This window comes from Thermocrispum municipale DSM 44069 (genome assembly GCF_000427825.1).
Lineage (GTDB): Bacteria > Actinomycetota > Actinomycetes > Mycobacteriales > Pseudonocardiaceae > Thermocrispum > Thermocrispum municipale.
In genome coordinates, this window is sequence record NZ_ATYT01000008.1 from 100227 (window position 1) to 118078 (window position 17852).

At 69.7% G+C, this 17852-nt stretch carries 15 protein-coding genes; 6 read left to right on the plus strand and 9 right to left on the minus strand.

Annotated elements, in window-relative coordinates; translation table 11 throughout:
• Genes YWM_RS0110280 through YWM_RS0110290 form a run of 3 tightly spaced genes read left to right on the plus strand, consistent with a single transcriptional unit; the run spans position 1 to position 2557 of the window.
• Complete coding sequence (locus tag YWM_RS0110280; protein WP_245565996.1) at positions 1–762, plus strand: electron transfer flavoprotein subunit beta/FixA family protein; 762 nt, start codon at positions 1–3, stop codon at positions 760–762.
• Positions 762–1721 carry an electron transfer flavoprotein subunit alpha/FixB family protein gene (locus YWM_RS0110285; RefSeq protein ID WP_028850653.1) on the plus strand — a complete coding sequence of 320 codons (960 nt, stop codon included), beginning with the start codon at positions 762–764 and terminating at the stop codon, positions 1719–1721. The genes YWM_RS0110280 and YWM_RS0110285 overlap by 1 nt, the downstream gene beginning before the upstream one ends.
• Positions 1722–1777: 56 nt before the next feature.
• On the plus strand, positions 1778–2557 hold the full coding sequence (locus YWM_RS0110290; protein ID WP_028850654.1) for an IclR family transcriptional regulator: 780 nt from the start codon (positions 1778–1780) through the stop codon (positions 2555–2557).
• On the opposite strand, the gene YWM_RS23045 is transcribed toward YWM_RS0110290, so the two are convergent.
• Genes YWM_RS23045 through YWM_RS23055 form a run of 6 tightly spaced genes read right to left on the minus strand, consistent with a single transcriptional unit; the run spans position 2539 to position 8129 of the window.
• Positions 2539–3567 carry a pyridoxal-phosphate dependent enzyme gene (locus YWM_RS23045; RefSeq protein WP_052344752.1) on the minus strand — a complete coding sequence of 343 codons (1029 nt, stop codon included), beginning with the start codon at positions 3565–3567 and terminating at the stop codon, positions 2539–2541. The genes YWM_RS0110290 and YWM_RS23045 overlap by 19 nt on opposite strands.
• Positions 3488–4525 (minus strand): GHMP family kinase ATP-binding protein, encoded by a 1038-nt coding sequence (locus tag YWM_RS0110300; protein ID WP_028850655.1) that lies wholly within the window; start codon positions 4523–4525, stop codon positions 3488–3490. Before YWM_RS0110300 ends, YWM_RS23045 begins: the two co-directional genes overlap by 80 nt.
• Positions 4522–5325: a Rossmann-like domain-containing protein gene (locus YWM_RS0110305; RefSeq protein WP_028850656.1), complete on the minus strand. Its 804-nt coding sequence runs from the start codon at positions 5323–5325 to the stop codon at positions 4522–4524. The genes YWM_RS0110300 and YWM_RS0110305 overlap by 4 nt, the downstream gene beginning before the upstream one ends.
• A complete protein-coding gene (locus YWM_RS23050) occupies positions 5322–6137 on the minus strand; it encodes an ABC transporter ATP-binding protein (RefSeq protein WP_052344753.1) in 816 nt (271 codons plus the stop codon). Before YWM_RS23050 ends, YWM_RS0110305 begins: the two co-directional genes overlap by 4 nt.
• Positions 6134–7168, minus strand: coding sequence for a FecCD family ABC transporter permease (locus tag YWM_RS0110315; RefSeq protein ID WP_084612305.1), 1035 nt, complete (start codon positions 7166–7168; stop codon positions 6134–6136). Before YWM_RS0110315 ends, YWM_RS23050 begins: the two co-directional genes overlap by 4 nt.
• Positions 7158–8129, minus strand: coding sequence for an ABC transporter substrate-binding protein (locus YWM_RS23055; RefSeq protein ID WP_084612306.1), 972 nt, complete (start codon positions 8127–8129; stop codon positions 7158–7160). The genes YWM_RS0110315 and YWM_RS23055 overlap by 11 nt, the downstream gene beginning before the upstream one ends.
• Positions 8130–8308: 179 nt before the next feature.
• Here YWM_RS23055 and YWM_RS23060 point away from each other — a divergent pair, with 179 nt between their 5' ends.
• The 3 genes from YWM_RS23060 to YWM_RS0110335 all read left to right on the plus strand — a co-directional run bounded on the left by YWM_RS23060 (position 8309) and on the right by YWM_RS0110335 (position 11199).
• A complete protein-coding gene (locus YWM_RS23060) occupies positions 8309–9490 on the plus strand; it encodes an MFS transporter (RefSeq protein WP_043660581.1) in 1182 nt (393 codons plus the stop codon).
• 51 nt (positions 9491–9541) lie between these two features.
• On the plus strand, positions 9542–10423 hold the full coding sequence (locus YWM_RS0110330) for a universal stress protein (protein ID WP_028850658.1): 882 nt from the start codon (positions 9542–9544) through the stop codon (positions 10421–10423).
• A gap of 65 nt (positions 10424–10488) precedes the next feature.
• Positions 10489–11199: an alpha/beta fold hydrolase gene (locus tag YWM_RS0110335; RefSeq protein WP_028850659.1), complete on the plus strand. Its 711-nt coding sequence runs from the start codon at positions 10489–10491 to the stop codon at positions 11197–11199.
• A 7-nt stretch (positions 11200–11206) separates the two neighbouring features.
• Here YWM_RS0110335 and YWM_RS23065 read toward each other — a convergent pair whose 3' ends face one another.
• The 3 genes from YWM_RS23065 to gltB form a co-directional block, all read right to left on the minus strand.
• Entirely contained in the window at positions 11207–11689 is a 483-nt protein-coding gene (locus YWM_RS23065; RefSeq protein WP_425426536.1) for a tetratricopeptide repeat protein, read from the minus strand.
• A gap of 102 nt (positions 11690–11791) precedes the next feature.
• Complete coding sequence (locus tag YWM_RS0110345) at positions 11792–13252, minus strand: glutamate synthase subunit beta (RefSeq protein ID WP_028850660.1); 1461 nt, start codon at positions 13250–13252, stop codon at positions 11792–11794.
• Positions 13245–17813 (minus strand): glutamate synthase large subunit, encoded by a 4569-nt coding sequence (gene gltB, locus YWM_RS0110350; RefSeq protein WP_028850661.1) that lies wholly within the window; start codon positions 17811–17813, stop codon positions 13245–13247. Before gltB ends, YWM_RS0110345 begins: the two co-directional genes overlap by 8 nt.
• Positions 17814–17852 lie beyond the last annotated feature (39 nt).

Consider the following 17852-nt stretch of genomic DNA (forward strand, 5'->3'; position numbering starts at 1 on the left):
ATGAGCTTGGACATTCTGGTCTGTGTCAAGCGCGTCCCGGCGCCAGGCGCCAAGGTGCCACTGACCGAGGACGGCCGGGACATCGACACCCGCCATCTCGGCTTCACCATCGGTCCGCACGAGGAGTGCGCGGTCGAGGAAGCCGTGCGGCTGGTGGACAAGCACGGCGGCAGCGCGACGGTACTGGCTGCCGGGCCACCCGAGGTTGCCGAGCAGGTGCGCTACGCACTCGCCATGGGCGCGAACCAGGGCGTGGTGGTCGACACCGGGGAGGACGAACTCGACCCGCAGGCGACCGCCGCGGCCATCGTGCACGCGGTCGGTGAACTGGACACCTCGTTCGACCTGATCATGGTCGGCAACGAGTCCGCCGACGCCGGCCATTACCAGGTCGGTGTGCGGGTGGCGACCGAGCTGGGCAGGCCTGTGGTCGGCGGGATCAAGGGCATCGACGTGCTGGACGGCAGTGTCCGGTTGCGCCGGGACGTGGGCAGCGCCACCGAGGTGTACGAACTGCCGCTGCCCGCCGTGGTCGCCGTCAAAGAGGGTCTCAACCTGCCGCGCTACCCGAGCTTGCCGGGCAGGTTGAAGGCCAAGAAGGCACAACTGCGCACCGTGTCGTATCGGCCCGAACCGGGCGGGCTGCGCAAGATCCGGTTGCGACAGCCGGAGGACAACCGTGCGGAGAGCGTGCTGCTCGGTCACGGCGCCGCGGCCGCCCCCGCGGTGGTCGACGTCCTGGAAGAGCTGGGGGTGTGCTGATGCTGATCCTTGCGGTCAAGGTGGACGAACACCCCGCGTGGGCCGATGCGGTCGGCGTCGCTCGCGGTCTGACCGACGACGTGCACGCGGTGGTGTTCGACGCATCGGCGGTCGACGAGCTGCCCAAGCAGGGCATCAGGGTCGCGCACGTCGTCGAGCACGAAGTGCTCGGCGACTACGCCCCCGAGGCGTACGGCGAAGCGCTGGCCCAGCTTGTCAAGCAGGTGCAGCCCTCCGCGGTCGTGGCGCCGGGAAGCGAGAAAGGCAACGAGGTCCTGGCGCACCTGGCCGCCCGGGCCGGCTTGCCACTCGCCGCGAACTGCACCCAGGTCGGCGGTACCGGACGACCGTGGCAGCTCACCCGGATCAGGGGTGGCGGCATGCTGCTGGAGGACGCCGAGCTGGACGCATCGTGCGGCCTGTTCACGGTCCAGCCGGGCGCCGGACCGTCGAACGGCACGGCGCCGGTCGACGCGGTCGACGTTCACCGGTTCACCCCGGAACTGGCCGCCGAGCTGGCTCGTACTCGGGTGGTCGACCGGGCCGAGCGGGAGGCAGGCGTCAGTTTGGCGACCGCAGAGGTGGTCGTCTCCGGTGGTCGCGGCGTCGGCAGCGCCGACGGCTACAAGACGTTGGAGGAGCTGGCCGAGCTGCTCGGTGGCGCGGTCGGCTGTTCCCGGGTGGCGACCAACAACGGGTGGCGGCCGCACAGCGACCAGGTCGGCCTCACCGGCACCAAGATCGCGCCGAAGCTGTACATCGCGTGCGGGATCAGCGGCGCGACCCAGCACTGGGTCGGCTGCATGGACGCCAAGGCGATCTTGGCCGTCAACACGGATCCGGAGGCGCCGATGATGACCCGATCCACCTATTCCGTGGTCGGTGACCTGCACGAAGTGCTGCCCGCGGTGATCGACGAAATCCGGGCAAGGGGACGCGTCGATCAGGCATCCGGATGAATGAGCCCGCCTCGACCGGCCACCCCGTCGATCACAACCGCCTAGACTCTGTCGGCGTGACCAGCCAAGAGCGACGATCCGGTGGGGTGCAGTCGGTCGAGCGGGCCATTGCCATCCTGGAATTCCTTGCCCGCTACGGGTGGTCCGGCGTCACCGACATCGGCAACGAACTCGGCGTGCACAAGTCCACCGCGTTCCGCCTGCTGAGCACGTTGGAGGCGGGCGGCCTGGTGGAGCAGCACGCCGACAGCGGCAAGTACCGGCTGGGCGTCGGCCTGGCCAGGCTGGCCCGTGGGGTGAACGACGAGCCGAACCTGAACCAGCAGGCGCGGCCGGGATGCGAGTGGCTGGCCCGCCACACCGAGGAGACGGTCACGCTGAACGTGCTGGAAGGCACCGAGTGCGTCACCGTGGACCAGATCGCCTCGACGTCGTTCGTGGTCAGTCGCAGTTGGCTGGGTCGGCAGACACCGCTGCACGCCACGTCGCCGGGGAAGATCTTCCTGGCGAGCATGCCGGAGGAGAAGCTCGCCGAAACCCTGGCGCGTCCGAGGGAGCGCTACACCGAGCGGACGCTGGTCGACGCGGCGGCGCTGCGAGCGGAAATAAGCCGGGTGCGCGTCAACGGTTATGCCGTGGCGGTGGACGAGTTGGAGGACGGCCTGACGTCAGCTGCTGCTCCGGTGCGCGACGACGCCGGGGAGGTCGTCGCCGCCCTCGGCGTGTCCGGGCCGTCGTATCGGCTGGATGCCGATCGGCTCAAGGAGCTCGTGCCGCTGGTGTGCCACGCTGCCGACCTGGCGTCGTCGCGGCTGGGTTATCGCGCCGGCGCGTGACGGACCTCCGGCGTTGCGTTCGGCCGCGTCATGCCCCGCCAATGGGCTCGTGACCAGGGCAATCGCATCTCTCGTAGATCGTTGATCTCGTGCGGTTGCAGCGTGTCGACGTCGGCGGCTTCGGCGTGCCGCTGGAAGACCGAGTTGACGTAGCGGTGGCCGGTGTCGGCTGCGATGAACAGCGTCGCGACGTCGGCAAGTCGACGCTCCCAGCGGGCCGCCACGTACGTCGCTCCGGTGGACAGTCCGGCGAAGATCGCATGCCTGCGCAGCAGGTCGACGCTGCCGGAGAGCGCGTGGCGGAATGCCAGCCAGTGGATGACGTCGTAGCGGTCGTGGTCGACGTTGCCGAACGGGATCGAGCTGCCGATGCCTGCGATGATCATGTCCGGGTCGGCCAGGTGGTCGCTGCCGAAGGTCACGCTGCCGAACGGCTGCACGCCGACGAGTGTGACCGGTACGCCGAGCTCGGTCAGGGCGGTGGCCAGCCCGCCCGTGGAGGCGCCCGAGCCCACGCCGCCGACCAGGGTCAGGGCTCGGCCGCCGAGCTCGGCCCGGATCATCTCGGCAACCACGCGGTAGCCGAGGTAGTGAATCCGATCGTGGTACTGGCGCATCCAGTGCCAGTCGGGATGGGCTGCGAGAAGTGCGCGGATGCGCTGCACTCGCCGGTTCTGGTCCAGTTGCAGACTGTCCGACGGTGGCATCTGCTCGAGCTCGGCGCCGAGTATCGACAGCTGGACACGCAACGTCTCGTCCACGGTGGTGGAGCCGACGATGTAGCAGCGCAGACCGTAGCGGTGGCACGCCAACGCCAGTGCATAGGCGTAGATCCCGCTCGAGCTGTCCAGCACGGTGTCCCCGGGTCGCACGACTCCGGTGTCCAGCAGATGCCGAACGGCCGCCGTGGCGGAGACGACCTTCATCGTCTCAAACCTCAGGCAGACGAGCCCGTCCTCGACCTGCACCAGGTCGGGAGTGCCGATGGCCTGGCTGATGTGGTCGTGCACGTCTGCTCTCCTTCATGATCGGACGGGCGGGGGACACGGTCGGAGGGGCGGGGGACGCTGCCGGCCGGGCGGGGAACACCCGGGTGGTGGGGATGCCTGCGTGTTGCATGCGAACGCGGCAGCGGTGAACTTGCCGGGCCAGCTCGGGATGCGTGGCGTCGAAGAGCAGGCCGGCGACATTGCCGCTGTGCGCGACTTGCACGCCGACCGCGCCGGCTTCGTCGGCGATCTCCCGTAGCGTGTCCAGCTCGGCTTTGGGCAGCACGCGCTGGTTGAGCACGCTGCTGTCGGTGCACACCTGGCCGACGGCGGCACAGTCTCCGTCGCGGATCGCTGCTCGCAGGCGAGTCCGCAGCGCCTCGAACTGGGCCACGTCATCGGGCCCGTAAGCCGGTCGCAGACCGAGCGTGTCCACCGGCTCGGCGCCGCCGGTGAGGCAACCGACCACGGTCAGCGGAGGCAACGCGGCACCAAGATCTTCGAGCACACGGCCTTCACGGTGTGCGAACAGCACCGGCTGCCCGGCGAGCATCAGCGGGTCACTGGCCGTCTCGGCCCGGACGGCCATGCGCGCGATGTCGGCAGGGGAGAGGACGCAGTGATACGCGGCGGCCACTGCGCGAATGGTCGCGATGATGTCCGCGGTCGACGAGCCCATGCCGATCCCGACCGGAAGCTGCCCACGCAGCCGTAAACGGCCGCCCGTTTCCGGCACTCCGGCTCGTGTGGCGCACTCGCCGATCGCGAGCGCTGCGGCCTCGGCTGCTTTGCGCCGGTCTGCCGGGTCGACCAGGATGCGCCCTGCGGGCAGCTCGCCATCCCGGCGGAACTCCGCGTGGGCACCGACCTGCGGAGCGGGCAATGTGACCAGGCCGCGGCATGGCTTGCCCTGGTCGTCGAGGAAGAGGCCTTGGATCAGTTCTCCGTGGTGCCCGGAGGCATGGCCGACGCCGATCACGACTGATCCGTGCGGTAGCGGTACAGCGTCGTGGGGTCGGCGCTGAACTGTGAGAACGGGAACGGCTCCGCGCTGAGCGCCGACACCCCGGTGGAGAGGAAGGCACGGGCGATGGCAGCCCCGCTCTGGGCGTAGACGAGCAACGGCAGTCCGCGATCCCGGCAGGCCGACAGGATCGTGTCGAACGTTCCGTTGCCGATCGTCATGCCGGTCGCGACCACGGCGTCCGCCGCGCCGAGAACCTGATGCATGTCGTTCGAGACGGGGTCGCCCCACTGCGTGCGGCGCAGATTGAAGTCGCACGGCAGGCATTCCGCTCCTCGGTCCCGGATCGCGGCCACCAGTGGGTTCACCACGCCGATCAGTGCGACCTTGGCGCCCGAGCCGACGTGGAGCAGCTCAGCGATGGCGGCATCCCTGGCGTGTGCTCGGCGTTCCGGCGTCCCGGCCGGCAACGTGACACGTTCGGCCCGCGGGTCGTCACGGAACGGCTGCAGGCTCGCCAGGTAGGCATCGAGCGCGGCGACGCGCAGCGGCAACGGACCGGACCGGAGCAGCGTGGCAAGCGGTTGACCGGATGCTTCGGCGCACGGCCCCGGCTCGACCTCGTCGGCCTCGAACGCGCAGGCGCCGAACGAAGTGCCGCACCGAACGAGCACGTACTGGTTGCGGTAGGTAACGTCGCCGTCGGCAAGGCGGGTGCCGTGATGAAGCCAGAACACACTGGTGGCGGTCAGCTCGGCGGGGGAGGGGCCGAGCCGTCCGGCGAGTGCGTCGGTCAGCAGGCCGGTCACGGTCATGCACGGTCTCCTTGTTCTGTGCTCACAACTGCTGAGGGGGCTTCGAGTTCGGTCACCGTGTGCAGGGTGACGATTGGGTGTCCGACGTGGTCGGTCTCGAGCCGGGCGTCGACACCGAAGACGGCGCGCACCAGATCGCCGGCCAGTACCTCTCCCGGTGGTCCCAGCGCGACGAGCCGGCCGTGGTCCAGCAGCGCCAACCGGTCGCAGAACCGGGCGGCGAGGGTGAGGTCGTGCAGCGAGATCAGCACCGTGGTGGGCGAGGAGGCGAGCATGCCCAGCAGCTCGAGCTGGTGACGGATGTCGAGGTGGTTGACCGGCTCGTCCAGCAGCAGGCAGCCGGTGCGCTGGGCAAGCCCGCGGGCGATGTGTGCGCGCTGGCGCTCGCCGCCGGACAGGCCCCGCCACGGGCGATCACGTAGGTGCGACAGCCCCATACGCTCCAGCTCTTCCGCCACGATGGCCTGATCGCGTTCGTCGGAGCCTCGCCACGGCGAGCGGTACGGCGTGCGGCCGAGCATCACGACGTCTGCCACGCGCAGCTCGGAGGCCACTTGCGCGTCCTGCTCCACGAACGCGACGTAGTGGGCGAGCCTTTTGGCGGTGAACCTCGCGATGTCGCGGCCGTCGTAGCGCACCGTGCCCGCCGACGGCGTGCGCAGTCCCGCCAGGCATCGCAGGAGCGTCGACTTTCCCGAGCCGTTCGGCCCGATGATGCCGAGGGTTTCGCCGGGTCGGACGTCGAGGGTGACGGCGTGCAGGATCCGCCGGCCTGCGGTTTCCCATGTGAGGTGGTCGGCGTCGAGCCTCACAGTTCACCTCGCCGTCTGAGAATGAGCAGGAACAGCGGCACGCCCGCCAACGCGGTGAACACTCCGACCGGAACTTCCTGGGGTGCGAGCAGAACCCTGGCCAGTGCGTCGGCCCACACCAGAAACACCGCGCCGGCCACGGCGCTGTAGGGGAGCAGCGTGCGGTGCAGCGGTCCGGCCAGGAACCGCACACCGTGCGGCACGATCAATCCGACGAACCCGATCGCGCCGACCGCCGAGACGGCCACCGCCGTGAGCGTCGACGTCACCACGAGCAGCACCAGCCTGGTGCGCCGAACATCCACACCGACCGACGCTGCGGTGTCGGCACCGAAACCCAGCGCATCCAGCGAGCTCGCGTAGTACCGGGCGACCAGCAACGCCGACGCGGTCGCGATGGCACACAGGATGACGCCGTCCCAGCGCGCCGAGGCCAGCGAGCCGAGCAGCCAGTACGTGACCGACCGCGTGGTGTCCGCGTCACCTGAGGCCATCAACAGCAACGACGTCAGCGCGGTGAACAACTGCCCGACGACGACCCCGGTGAGGACCACGCGCAGCGAGTCCAACCCGCTGCCCCGCAAGAGCAGCAGGAGCAGGCCGAAGGCGGACAGTGCCCCCGCGAGCGCGCCTGCCGTGACGCCGACCGTACTGCCGATGCCCGTCACGACGACCAGCACCGCGCCGGTTGACGCACCGGAGGACACGCCCAGCAGGTAAGGGTCGGCGAGGGCGTTGCGAGTCAGCGCTTGAAGGACCGCCCCGCAGACGGCCAACGCCGCCCCGACCGTGGCGGCCAGGAGCACGCGGGGTATCCGCAACTGCCAGATGAGCGAGTCGGTCAACGGCGCCAGCGGCTCCACCGGTAACCCGAGTCGAACGCCGATGACGCTGACCAGATCTCCGTAGCCGATGCCGCCCGTGCCGATGACCAGGCTGGTTGCCACCGAAGCCAGCAGCGCGACCGCTGCCGCCGCGGGAAGCACGCTCGCCCGGCCGGTGCGGACGTCGGCTTGCCGGCTAGAGATCATGACTGATGTCCGCCAGCGCCCGTGCCACCTGAGCAAGCGCGTGGGTCGAGCGCACCGACGGGTCCAACTCGATACCCGACACCCGGATGATGCGGTTGTTCCGGACCGCGGGCAGTTGCGCCATCACCGGGTGCCGCCGCATCTGGGCGATCTTCTCGTCCGCGCTGTCGCCCGGTGCGCCGCGTTCCGACAGATCGCCGACCACGATGACGTCGGGTTCGCGCGCCGCGACCTGCTCCCACGAGACTTCCGGCCAGTGCTCGTCGACGTCGGCGAACACATTGCGGACGCCGAGGAGATCGCTCATGGCTTGCGGAATCCCGGTACCGCCTGCGACGTACGGAACGTCGTTGAAGACCGAGTAGAGCCACAGCACCTTCGGCTCACCCGCGATGTTGCGCGAGCTCGCCTTCGACAGCGCCTCCTGCTGGTCGGAGATCAACTTCTCGGCGCGTTCCTCGACGCCGAAGATCTGCCCGAGGGTGCGGTAGTCCTGATGAAGACGGTCGAACGGTGAGGCGTCGCCGGACGGACAGTCCACCGCGCTGACGAACGTGGGGACGCCGAGTTCGTGCAGCTCTTCGCGGCTGCCGACCCGGTCGCGGGTGAACTGTTCGGCGAACGAGGCGACCACGAAGTCCGGATTTGCCGCCCGCAGTTGCTCGGCGGTCAACAGCTTCGGGCTCAGCACCGTCACGCGCCGGTAGTCGGCGGCGAACTGTGGGGCCACCTTCGTCTTCAAGTTCGACGTGCCGGCCATCCGGTCCGCCAGGCCGAGCGCGAGCAGCGTCTCGGTGGATGTCTGGTCCAGCGTCACCACGCGCTTGGGGCGCTCGGCGAACGTCAGCGACATGCCGCAGCTCGTGGCGGTGATGGCACCGGACTCGGGGGTGCTCGGGGCAGCACACCCGGAGAGCAGCATCAGGCCGCAAACCGCCGCGGCGACCACGCGTGAGGTCATGGCAACTCCAAGTCGTTCGGGGGTCCCGAGCGAGACAGTAATAGAAGTTGATTATCGTTTTCAATAACAATGCTCGGAGTCACATCGTCGAAGGGACACTCGTGCCGCCGCAGTCGACCGAACAAGCCGAAGCAGGAGTCCGCACCGCGGAACAGCCGGAACCCGCGAAACGATCGGTCCTGCGGGACACCCGATTTCTCCGGCTCTGGCTGGCCACGACGTGCTCCGGTCTTGCCACGTGGGCGTTGCCGTTCGTGCTGGGGCTGGCCGTGTTGGAGCGGAGCCTGACCGCGAGCGGCTTGGGCATCGTGCTGGCGGCACGCACCGTGGGTTTTCTTCTTGCCGTGCCGGTCAGTGGTGTGTTCGCCGACCGCTACGCACGCCGACACGTGGTGTGGGCGGCGGGCCTGACTGCGGCGGTCGCCACCCCGGTGATCGCGATGGCCCTCGGCCGGTCGGTGACCGTGATGGCGATCGCGGCCGCGGCGGCCGGAGCGGGGCAAGGAGCGTGCCGCCCGGCATTCCAGGCGCTGACCGCGGAAGTGGTACCCGCCGACCGCCGACAGCAGGCCAATGCGGCGATGACGTTCGCGGTGCGGACCACCACGTTGATCGCGCCCGCGGCAACCGCACTGGTGGCGACCGTCGCCGGAGCGGGAGCCCTACTGGCCGGTATCGGCGTTCTGTGGCTGGTGACCGCGGTGGTTCCGCCGCGAGGTGCCGGCACGCCGAGCGGGCGGGGCGAACGTGACGGCTTCGTACGCGAATTCACCGATGGGCTACGGGAGGCACGGCGACACCCGTGGTTCCTGGCCGGCCTGGGTGCGCTCACCGCCGTCATCGCCACCGGCTACGCGGCGACCGGCGTGCTGTTACCGGTGGTCAGCAGGGACGCGTTCGGCTCGGAAGCGGTGCTGGCCGCCGCGCTGACGGGATACACCGCAGGCGCGTTGGCCGGGGCGGTGATCGTGGCGCGGTGGCGACCTCGGGCTCGCGGGTGGGCCGCCCTGGCCGGGCTGGCGTGCTACGGGTTCGCCCCGCTGGGCTTGCTGCTGCCCGTCCACCCGGCAGTGGTCGTCGCGGGCTACGTACTCGCCGGCGTCGGAATCGAGCTGTTCAACGTGCCGTGGTTCACCGCCGCTCAGCGCGAGGTGGCGCCGGACAAGCTGGCCAGGGTCTCGTCGCTGGACTTCCTGCTGTCCTACGGACTGTCCCCGGTCGGGCTGGCGCTCATCGCCCCGGCGGTCGACGCATTCGGTGTCGATGCCGTGCTGCTCACCTGCGTCATCGTCTGCTTCGCCGCCCCGGCGGCGGCCGCTTGGGTCCCGACTTCACGACAGTTCGGACACGAGTCACCGTGATGGGGCAACGACGGGGTTTCGAGCAAGATCCGCTCGTCCTACCCTGGGGCGATGACCGAGCGATGGCCGCGCTGGCATGGCCCGGTGGTAGCCGGGCTGGACGGGTCGGAAGCTTCGCTGCGCGCGGTGCGGTGGGCCGCCGCGCACGCGGCGGGGGAGGGCACGGATCTGCGTCTCGTGCACGCCATCGGCTCGGCGGAATTCTTCCCCGGCGGCGCCATCGCTCCGTCCACCGAGCTGTTCGGCCTGCTCGAACAGGAATCCAACGCGCTGCTCGACCAAGCCCGCACCGCCGCACTCGAGATCGTTCCGCACCTGAAGATCACGCAGTCGTCGACCACGGAACCCGCGGTGCTGGCCCTGATCGCGGAGTCGCGCACCGCGCGCTGCGTCGTCCTGGGCGGCTCGGGCCGAGGAACGCTGGCGGGCGTGCTGCTGGGGTCGACGACGTTGACTCTGTCGGCCCACGCGCATTGCCCGGTGGTTGCGGTGCGCGGGCGGGACAGACCGGACGCTCCGGTGGTGGTCGGCGTCGACGGCAGCGAGCTGAGCAACCTGGCGCTTGGTTGCGCGTTCGCGCAGGCAGCGCGCCGGGACGTCCCCTTGGTGGCGGTGCACGCCTATTGCCACGCCGACTCGCACCGGCCGGACCAACGCGAGCAGCCCGAGCTGGTCGAGCTTGCCGAACGGCGCGTTCTGGACGGTTGGCTGAGCCGGTGGGCCGACCTTTACCCGCATGTGGACGTCGAGCCGGAAGTCGTGTGCGCGCGGCCGCGCGAGTGCCTGCTGAAGCGGAGCGAGGACGCCAGCGTGTTGGTGGTGGGCAGCCGAGGACGCGGGGGTTTCACCGGCCTGCTGGTCGGCTCGACGAGCCACGCGATGCTGCACTACGCCGAGTGCCCGGTCATGGTGGTGCGACCCCAGCCCGACTGACCACTCACGCTGCGCGTTCACCGATTCCGGCCCGCACTGTCGGTCCGTCGGGATACTGTCGCGGCATGGATGTGATTCTGGTTCCGGGGTTCTGGCTCGACGCTTCGTCGTGGGACGCGGTGCTGCCCGCGCTGCGTGCCGCGGGGCACCGCCCACACCCGATGACGCTGCCCGGCCTCGAGTCACGGGAAGCGGACCGGTCGGGTATCACCTTGCGTGATCATGTGGCCGCGGTCGTCGCGGAAATCGACGCGCACGCGCAGTCGGCCCCGGTGGTGGTGGTCGGCCATTCCGGCGGCGGCCCGATCGTGCACGGCGCGGTGGACGCGCGGCCGGACAAGGTGGCGCGGGCGATTTACGTGGACGCGGGGCCGCTCAGCGAAGGCGCCTCGATCAACCCGGAGCTACCCGCGGAGAACGGGGAGATCCCACTGCCCGACTGGTCGCTCTTCGACGAACAGAGCCTGGTCGGCCTCGACGACGAGCTGCGTGCGCAGTTCCGCGCCCGTGCCGTTCCGACGCCCGAGCGGGTGGCGAAGGATCCGCAGCAGCTGTCCGACGAACGGCGGTACGACGTTCCGATCACGATCATCACGTGCGAGTTCACCAGCGACGAGATGCGCAAGATGATCGAGAGCGACCACCCCTACACGCGCGAGGTGGCCAAGGTGCGCAACGTCGAGATGGTCGACCTGCCGACGGGGCACTGGCCGCAGTTCAGTGAGCCCGAGAAGCTGGCCGACCTGCTCGTGTCCGCGGTGAACGCGGCCGGATGACCTCGGTTCACGCCGGGTCGATCAACTGACGACCGTGGCCATGGAGCGCTGATAGCGCGGGAGGTGACGAGCCAGCGCACAGACGACGTGTCCGACAGCCTCGCGGCCGGTGGCCGAGTTCCACCAGCGCCAACGCCAACGTGGCGCGGACCGCGTCGTCGAGTTCGTCCGACACGTCGAGCTCCGGGCGCAGCAACTCCACGCTCTGCTCCGGGCGGCCGATGTTGCGCAGCGAGCTGGCGAGCTGAATGACCGCTCGCCGCCGGCGGATCCCGGTCAGCCCGTCGCGCAAAGCCTGTTGGTACAGCGTGACGGCCTGTTCGGGGTGACCGGTCGAGTCGAACGAGCAGGCCCGCTCGAAATCAGCCACCCCGCCCTCCAGCGGGCATTCCGCGGCGAGCTGCTCGATGCGGTTCCGGAATTCCTCGCCAGGTAGCTCGTCGAGCATTGCCCAGGCCTTGGCCAGCCGCGCCTCCCAGTCGGAGCTCATGCCACATCCCCTCGCCGTCGCTGCCGATGAACCCGCCCACGATAAGGGAACGGTCCGCCGACGCCGTTGTCGGCGGACCGTTGACCAGGGGCCTGAGGCGACTCAGGCGATCGGGCGGTCGGTCGGCTTGATCGGGGCCGGCAGGATGTCCCGGCCGGTGAGGTAGGCGTCCACCCCGGCGGCCGCGGCCCGGCCCTCGGCGATGGCCCACACGATCAGCGACTGACCGCGGCCCATGTCACCGGCGCTGAACACGCCCTCGACGTTGGTCTGGAAGTCCTCGCCGCGGGCGACGTTGCCGCGCTCGTCGAACTCCACGCCCAGGTCGTCGAGCAGCGCGCCCTTCTCCGGGCCGACGAAGCCCATGGCCAGCGTGACCAGCTGGGCGGGCAGCTCCCGCTCGGTGCCCTCGATGGGCTGGAACCGGCCGTCCACCTGCTCGACGTCGACCAGCTCCAGCGCGCGCAGCTTGCCGTTCTCGTCGGTCAGGAACCGCTGCGTGCTCACCGAGTACAGCCGCTCGCCGCCCTCCTCGTGCGCCGAGGACACCCGGAAGATCATCGGGTAGGTCGGCCACGGGTGAGCCTCCGACCGCGTCTCGGGTGGCTTGGGCATGATCTCCAACTGGGTCACCGACCGGGCGCCTTGCCGGTGCGCGGTGCCCAGGCAGTCGGCGCCGGTGTCACCGCCACCGATGATCACCACGTCCTTGTCCTTGGCCGTGATCGGCGGCTCGTCGAGCTTGCCCGCAGCCACCCGGTTGGCTCCGGGCAGGTACTCCATCGCCTGGTAGACACCCTCGGCGTCCCGGCCGGGGATCGGCAGGTCACGCCACGCCGTCGCGCCACCGGAGAGGACGACGGCGTCGAACTGGGCGCGCAGCTCGTCGGCGGTGATGTCCACACCGACCTCGACGCCGGTCTTGAACCGCGTGCCTTCCGCCCGCATCTGGTCCAGCCGGCGGTCCAGCCGCCACTTCTCCATCTTGAACTCGGGGATGCCGTAGCGCAGCAGCCCGCCGATGGCGTCGGCCCGCTCGAAGACGGTCACGTCGTGGCCGGCACGGGTCAACTGCTGCGCGGCGGCCAGGCCGGCAGGACCCGAACCCACCACGGCGACGGACTTGCCGGTCTTCGTGGCGGGTGGCAGCGGCTTGACGTAGCCGGCCTCCCACGCGCGGTCGATGATGGACAGCTCGACCCGCTTGATGGTCACCGGATCGTCGTTGATGCCCAGCACACACGCCGCCTCGCACGGGGCAGGGCACAGCGTCCCGGTGAACTCGGGGAAGTTGTTCGTGGCGTGCAGCTGCTCGACGGCATCCGCCCAGTCCTGCTTCCAGACCAGCGTGTTCCAGTCCGGGATCAGGTTGCCGAGCGGGCAGCCCTGGTGGCAGAACGGGATGCCGCAGTCCATGCACCGCCCGGCCTGCTTCGGCAGCTGATTGGCGATGTAGTCGCGGGGATCCTCGTACACCTCCCGCCAGTCCTTCAGCCGCAGTGGAACCGGGCGCGTGCGGGGCAGCTCCCGGGTCGTGGTGAGAAAGCCCTTCGGGTCAGCCATGAGCCGCCTCCATCACAGCCTCGTCGATGTCCCGACCGTCGCGCTCGGCGGCAGCCCTGGCGGCGAGCACGCGTTTGAAGTCCTTCGGCATGACCTTGCCGAACCGTTGCACCTCGGCGTCCCAGTCGGCCAGCAGCGCGCGCGCCACCGCCGAGTCGGTCTCGTCGTAGTGCTTGCTGACGACCTCGTGGAGGAACGCGATGTCCTCGTCGTCCAGCGGATCGATGTCCACCATCTCCGGGTTGACCCGGTGCTTGTACGCGGCCAGGTCGTGCACGTAGGCGACACCGCCGGACATGCCCGCGGCGAAGTTCCGGCCGATGCCACCGAGCACGACCACCCGGCCACCGGTCATGTACTCGCAGCCGTGGTCACCGACGCCCTCGACCACCGCGGTGGCGCCGGAGTTGCGGACGCAGAACCGCTCGCCGACGATGCCGCGCAGGAAGATCTCCCCGCTGGTGGCGCCGTAGCCGATCACGTTGCCCGCGATCAGGTTCTTCTCCGCGGCGAACTGGGCGCCCGGGTGCGGCCGGACGATGATCCGTCCGCCGGACAAGCCCTTGCCCACGTAGTCGTTGGCGTCGCCGTACAGGCGCAGCGTGATGCCGCGCGGCACGAACGCGCCGAACGACTGGCCCGCGGTGCCGGTGAACGTCACGTCGATCGTGTTGTCCGGCAGGCCCTCGCCGCCCCAGCGCTTGGTGACCTCGTGGCCGAGCATCGTGCCGACCGTGCGGTTCACGTTGCGCACCGGCAGCTCGAGCCGCACCGGACGGCCCTCGTTCAGCGCGCCCTGGGACAGCTGGATCAGCGTGTTGTCCAGCGCCTTGTCCAGGCCGTGGTTCTGGGCGCGCTGTCGGTTACGCGGCCCGGCAGGCGCCGTCTCCGGCACGTACAGGATCGGCGACAGGTCCAGGCCGGACGCCTTCCAGTGGTCGATCGCCCTGCGGGTGTCGAGGTACTCGGCGTGCCCGACCGCTTCGGCGATGGAGCGGAAACCGAGCGCGGCCAGGTATTCGCGGACCTCCTGAGCGATGAACTCGAAGAAGTTGACCACGTAGTCGGCCTTGCCGTTGAACTTGGCCCGCAGCTTGGGGTTCTGCGTGGCCACCCCGACCGGGCAGGTGTCCAGGTGACAGACCCGCATCATCACGCAGCCGGAGACCACCAGGGGAGCGGTGGCGAAACCGAACTCCTCGGCGCCCAGCAACGCGGCGATGATGACGTCCCTGCCGGTCTTCAGCTGACCGTCGGTCTGCACCACGATCCGGTCCCGCAGCTTGTTGTGCAGCAGCGTCTGCTGCGTCTCGGCGAGGCCGAGCTCCCACGGGCCACCGGCGTGCTTGATCGACGACAGGGGAGAGGCGCCGGTGCCGCCGTCGTGGCCGGAGATCAGCACGACGTCGGCGTGCGCCTTCGACACACCCGCGGCCACCGTGCCGACACCGACCTCGGAGACCAGCTTCACGTGGATGCGGGCCGCCGGGTTGGCGTTCTTCAGGTCGTGGATCAGCTGCGCCAGGTCCTCGATCGAGTAGATGTCGTGGTGCGGTGGCGGCGAGATGAGGCCGACACCCGGCGTCGAGTGCCTGGTCTTGCCGATCCACGGGTAGACCTTGGCGCCGGGCAGCTGACCGCCCTCACCCGGCTTGGCGCCCTGCGCCATCTTGATCTGGATGTCGTCGGCGTTGACCAGATACTCCGACGTGACCCCGAACCGACCCGACGCGACCTGCTTGATCGCCGAACGCCGTTCGGCGTCGTAGAGCCGGCCCGGATCCTCGCCGCCCTCACCGGTGTTCGACTTGGCGCCGAGCCGGTTCATCGCGATGGCCAGCGTCTCGTGCATCTCCTTGGAGATCGAGCCGTAGGAGATCGCGCCGGTGGAGAACCGCTTGACGATCTCCGAGACCGGCTCCACCTCCTCGATCGGCACCGGCGGCCGCTCGCCGACCTTCAGCTCGAACAGCCCGCGCAGCGTGCCCAGCCGCTCGGACTGGTCGTCGACCGCCTTGGTGTACTCCTTGAAGATCTCGTACTTGCCCGCGCGGGTGGAGTGCTGCAGCTTGAACACCGTGTGCGGGTTGAACAGGTGGTACTCACCCTCACGCCGCCAGTGGTAGTCGCCGCCCTGCTCCAGGCCGCGGTGGCTGGCCCGCACCCCGTCCGGCGGGAACGCCAGCCGGTGCCGCTTGGCCACCTCCTCGGCGAGCACGTCGAACCCGACACCGCCCAGCCGCGACGTCGTCCCGGTGAAGCAGGTGTCGATGACCTCCTCGCCGAGGCCGAGCGCCTCGAAGATCTGCGCACCGGTGTAGGACGCGACGGTGGAGACGCCCATCTTGGACATCGTCTTCCGCACGCCCTTGCCCAGCGCCTTGATCAGGTTGGTCGTGGCGGACTTGGCGTCCACGTCCGGGCCCAGTTCGCCGCTTTCGGCCATGGCCTCCGCGGTGGCCATCGCCAGGTACGGGTTCACCGCCGCCGCGCCGTAACCGATCAGCAGCGCGATGTGGTGCACTTCCCGGGCGTCCCCCGCCTCGACGATCAGACCGACCTGGGTGCGCAGCTTCTCCCGCACCAGGTGGTGGTGCACCGCGCCGGTGAGCAGCAGCGACGGGATCGGGGCCTTGTCCTTGGTGGCCCCGCGGTCGGACAGCACGATGATCCGCGCGCCGTCGTCGATCGCCTCGACCACCTCGTCGCAGATCTGCCGCAACCGCGCCTGCAGGGCCGCGCCACCGCCGTGCACGTCGTACAGGCCGCGCACCGTGTAGGACTGGAACTCCGGCAGCGTGCCGTCGTCGTTGACGTGCACCAGCTTGGCGAGCTCGTCGTTGTCCAGCACCGGGAACGGCAGCGTGATCTTGCGGGCGTGCCGCGGGTCCGCCGCCAGCAGGTTCGGTTCGCTCCCCACCTGCGTGCCCAGTGACGTCACCAGCTCTTCGCGGATGGCGTCCAACGGCGGGTTGGTCACCTGGGCGAACAGCTGGGTGAAGTAGTCGAACAGCTGCCGCGGCCGGTCGCTCAGCGGAGCCAGCGGCGCGTCGTTGCCCATCGAGCCGATCGGCTCGGCGCCGGTCTTCGCCATCGGTGCGACCAGCACCGACAGGTCCTCCTGGGTGTAGCCGAACACCTGCTGGCGCTGCACCAGCGACGCCTGGGTGGGGACCTCGTGCTTGCGCTCGGGCAGCTGCTCCAGGTCGAGCATGCCCGTCGTCGGGTGGTCCAACCACGCCTGGTACGGGTGCTCGTTGGCCAGCTGACCCTTCAGCTCGTCGTCGTCGATGATCCGGTGCTGTTCGGTGTCGACCAGGAACATCCGGCCCGGCTCCAACCGGCCCTTGCGCACGATCGTGGCCGGGTCGACGTCCAGCACACCGACCTCGGACGCGGCGATGACCAACCCGTCCTCGGTCACCCAGTAACGCGCCGGGCGCAGGCCGTTGCGGTCCAGCACCGCACCGATCTGGGTGCCGTCGGTGAACGCGACCAGCGCAGGCCCGTCCCACGGCTCCATCATCGCCGAGTGGAACTGGTAGAACGCCCGCCGCGCGGGGTCCATCTCCTCGTGGTTCTCCCACGCCTCCGGGATCATCATCAGCACCGCGTGCGGCAGGCTGCGGCCGCCGAGGTGCAGCAGCTCGAGTACCTCGTCGAACGACGCCGAGTCGCTCGCGCCCCTGGTGATGATGGGGAAGATCCGGGACAGGTCACCGGAGAACAGGTCACTGGCCAGCTGTGACTCGCGGGCGTCCATCCAGTTGCGGTTGCCGCGCAGCGTGTTGATCTCGCCGTTGTGCGCGATGAACCGGTACGGGTGCGCCAGCGGCCAGGACGGGAACGTGTTGGTGCTGAACCGGCTGTGCACCAGGCCGATCGCGCTGACCATCCGCTCGTCGGACAGGTCGGGGAAGAACTTCTCCAGCTGCGGCTCGGTCAGCATGCCCTTGTAGACGATGGTGCGGCTGGACAGGCTGGGGAAGTACAGCCCGATGCCGCCCGCCGGGTCGCTGTTCTCGCACGCGTGCTCGGCGCGCTTGCGCACCACGTAGGCGAGCCGCTCCAGGTCGAGTCCGGTCACCGCCAGGTCCTGCGGAGCGAGGAACAGCTGCTTGAACGCGGGCATCGTGGACGCCGCGATCCGGCCGACATGCTGCCGATCGATCGGCAGGTCCCGCCAACCCAGCACGCGCATGCCTTCCTCGACCGCGATCCGCTCGACGGTGCTGATCACCGACTCGCGCGCGGCGTCGTCGGTGGGCAGGAACGCGGTACCGACGGCGTACCGTCCGGCAGGCGGCAGGTCGAAGTCCACGACGGCGCGGAAAAACTCGTCGGGAACCTGGATGAGCAGGCCGGCGCCGTCACCGGTGTCCGGCTCGGCACCGCGGGCACCGCGGTGTTCCAGGTTCTTCAGTGCCGTCAGCGCCTTGCGCACGATCGAGTGATCGCGTCGGCCGGTGAGGTCGGCGACGAAAGCGACACCGCAGGCGTCGTGCTCGTACGACGGGTCGTACAGGCCGGCCTGCTGAGGGCCAGGGGTGTGGTGGGACACGGCTGGCTTGTCCTTCCGTGTGGCGTCAGCGCCGTGCAG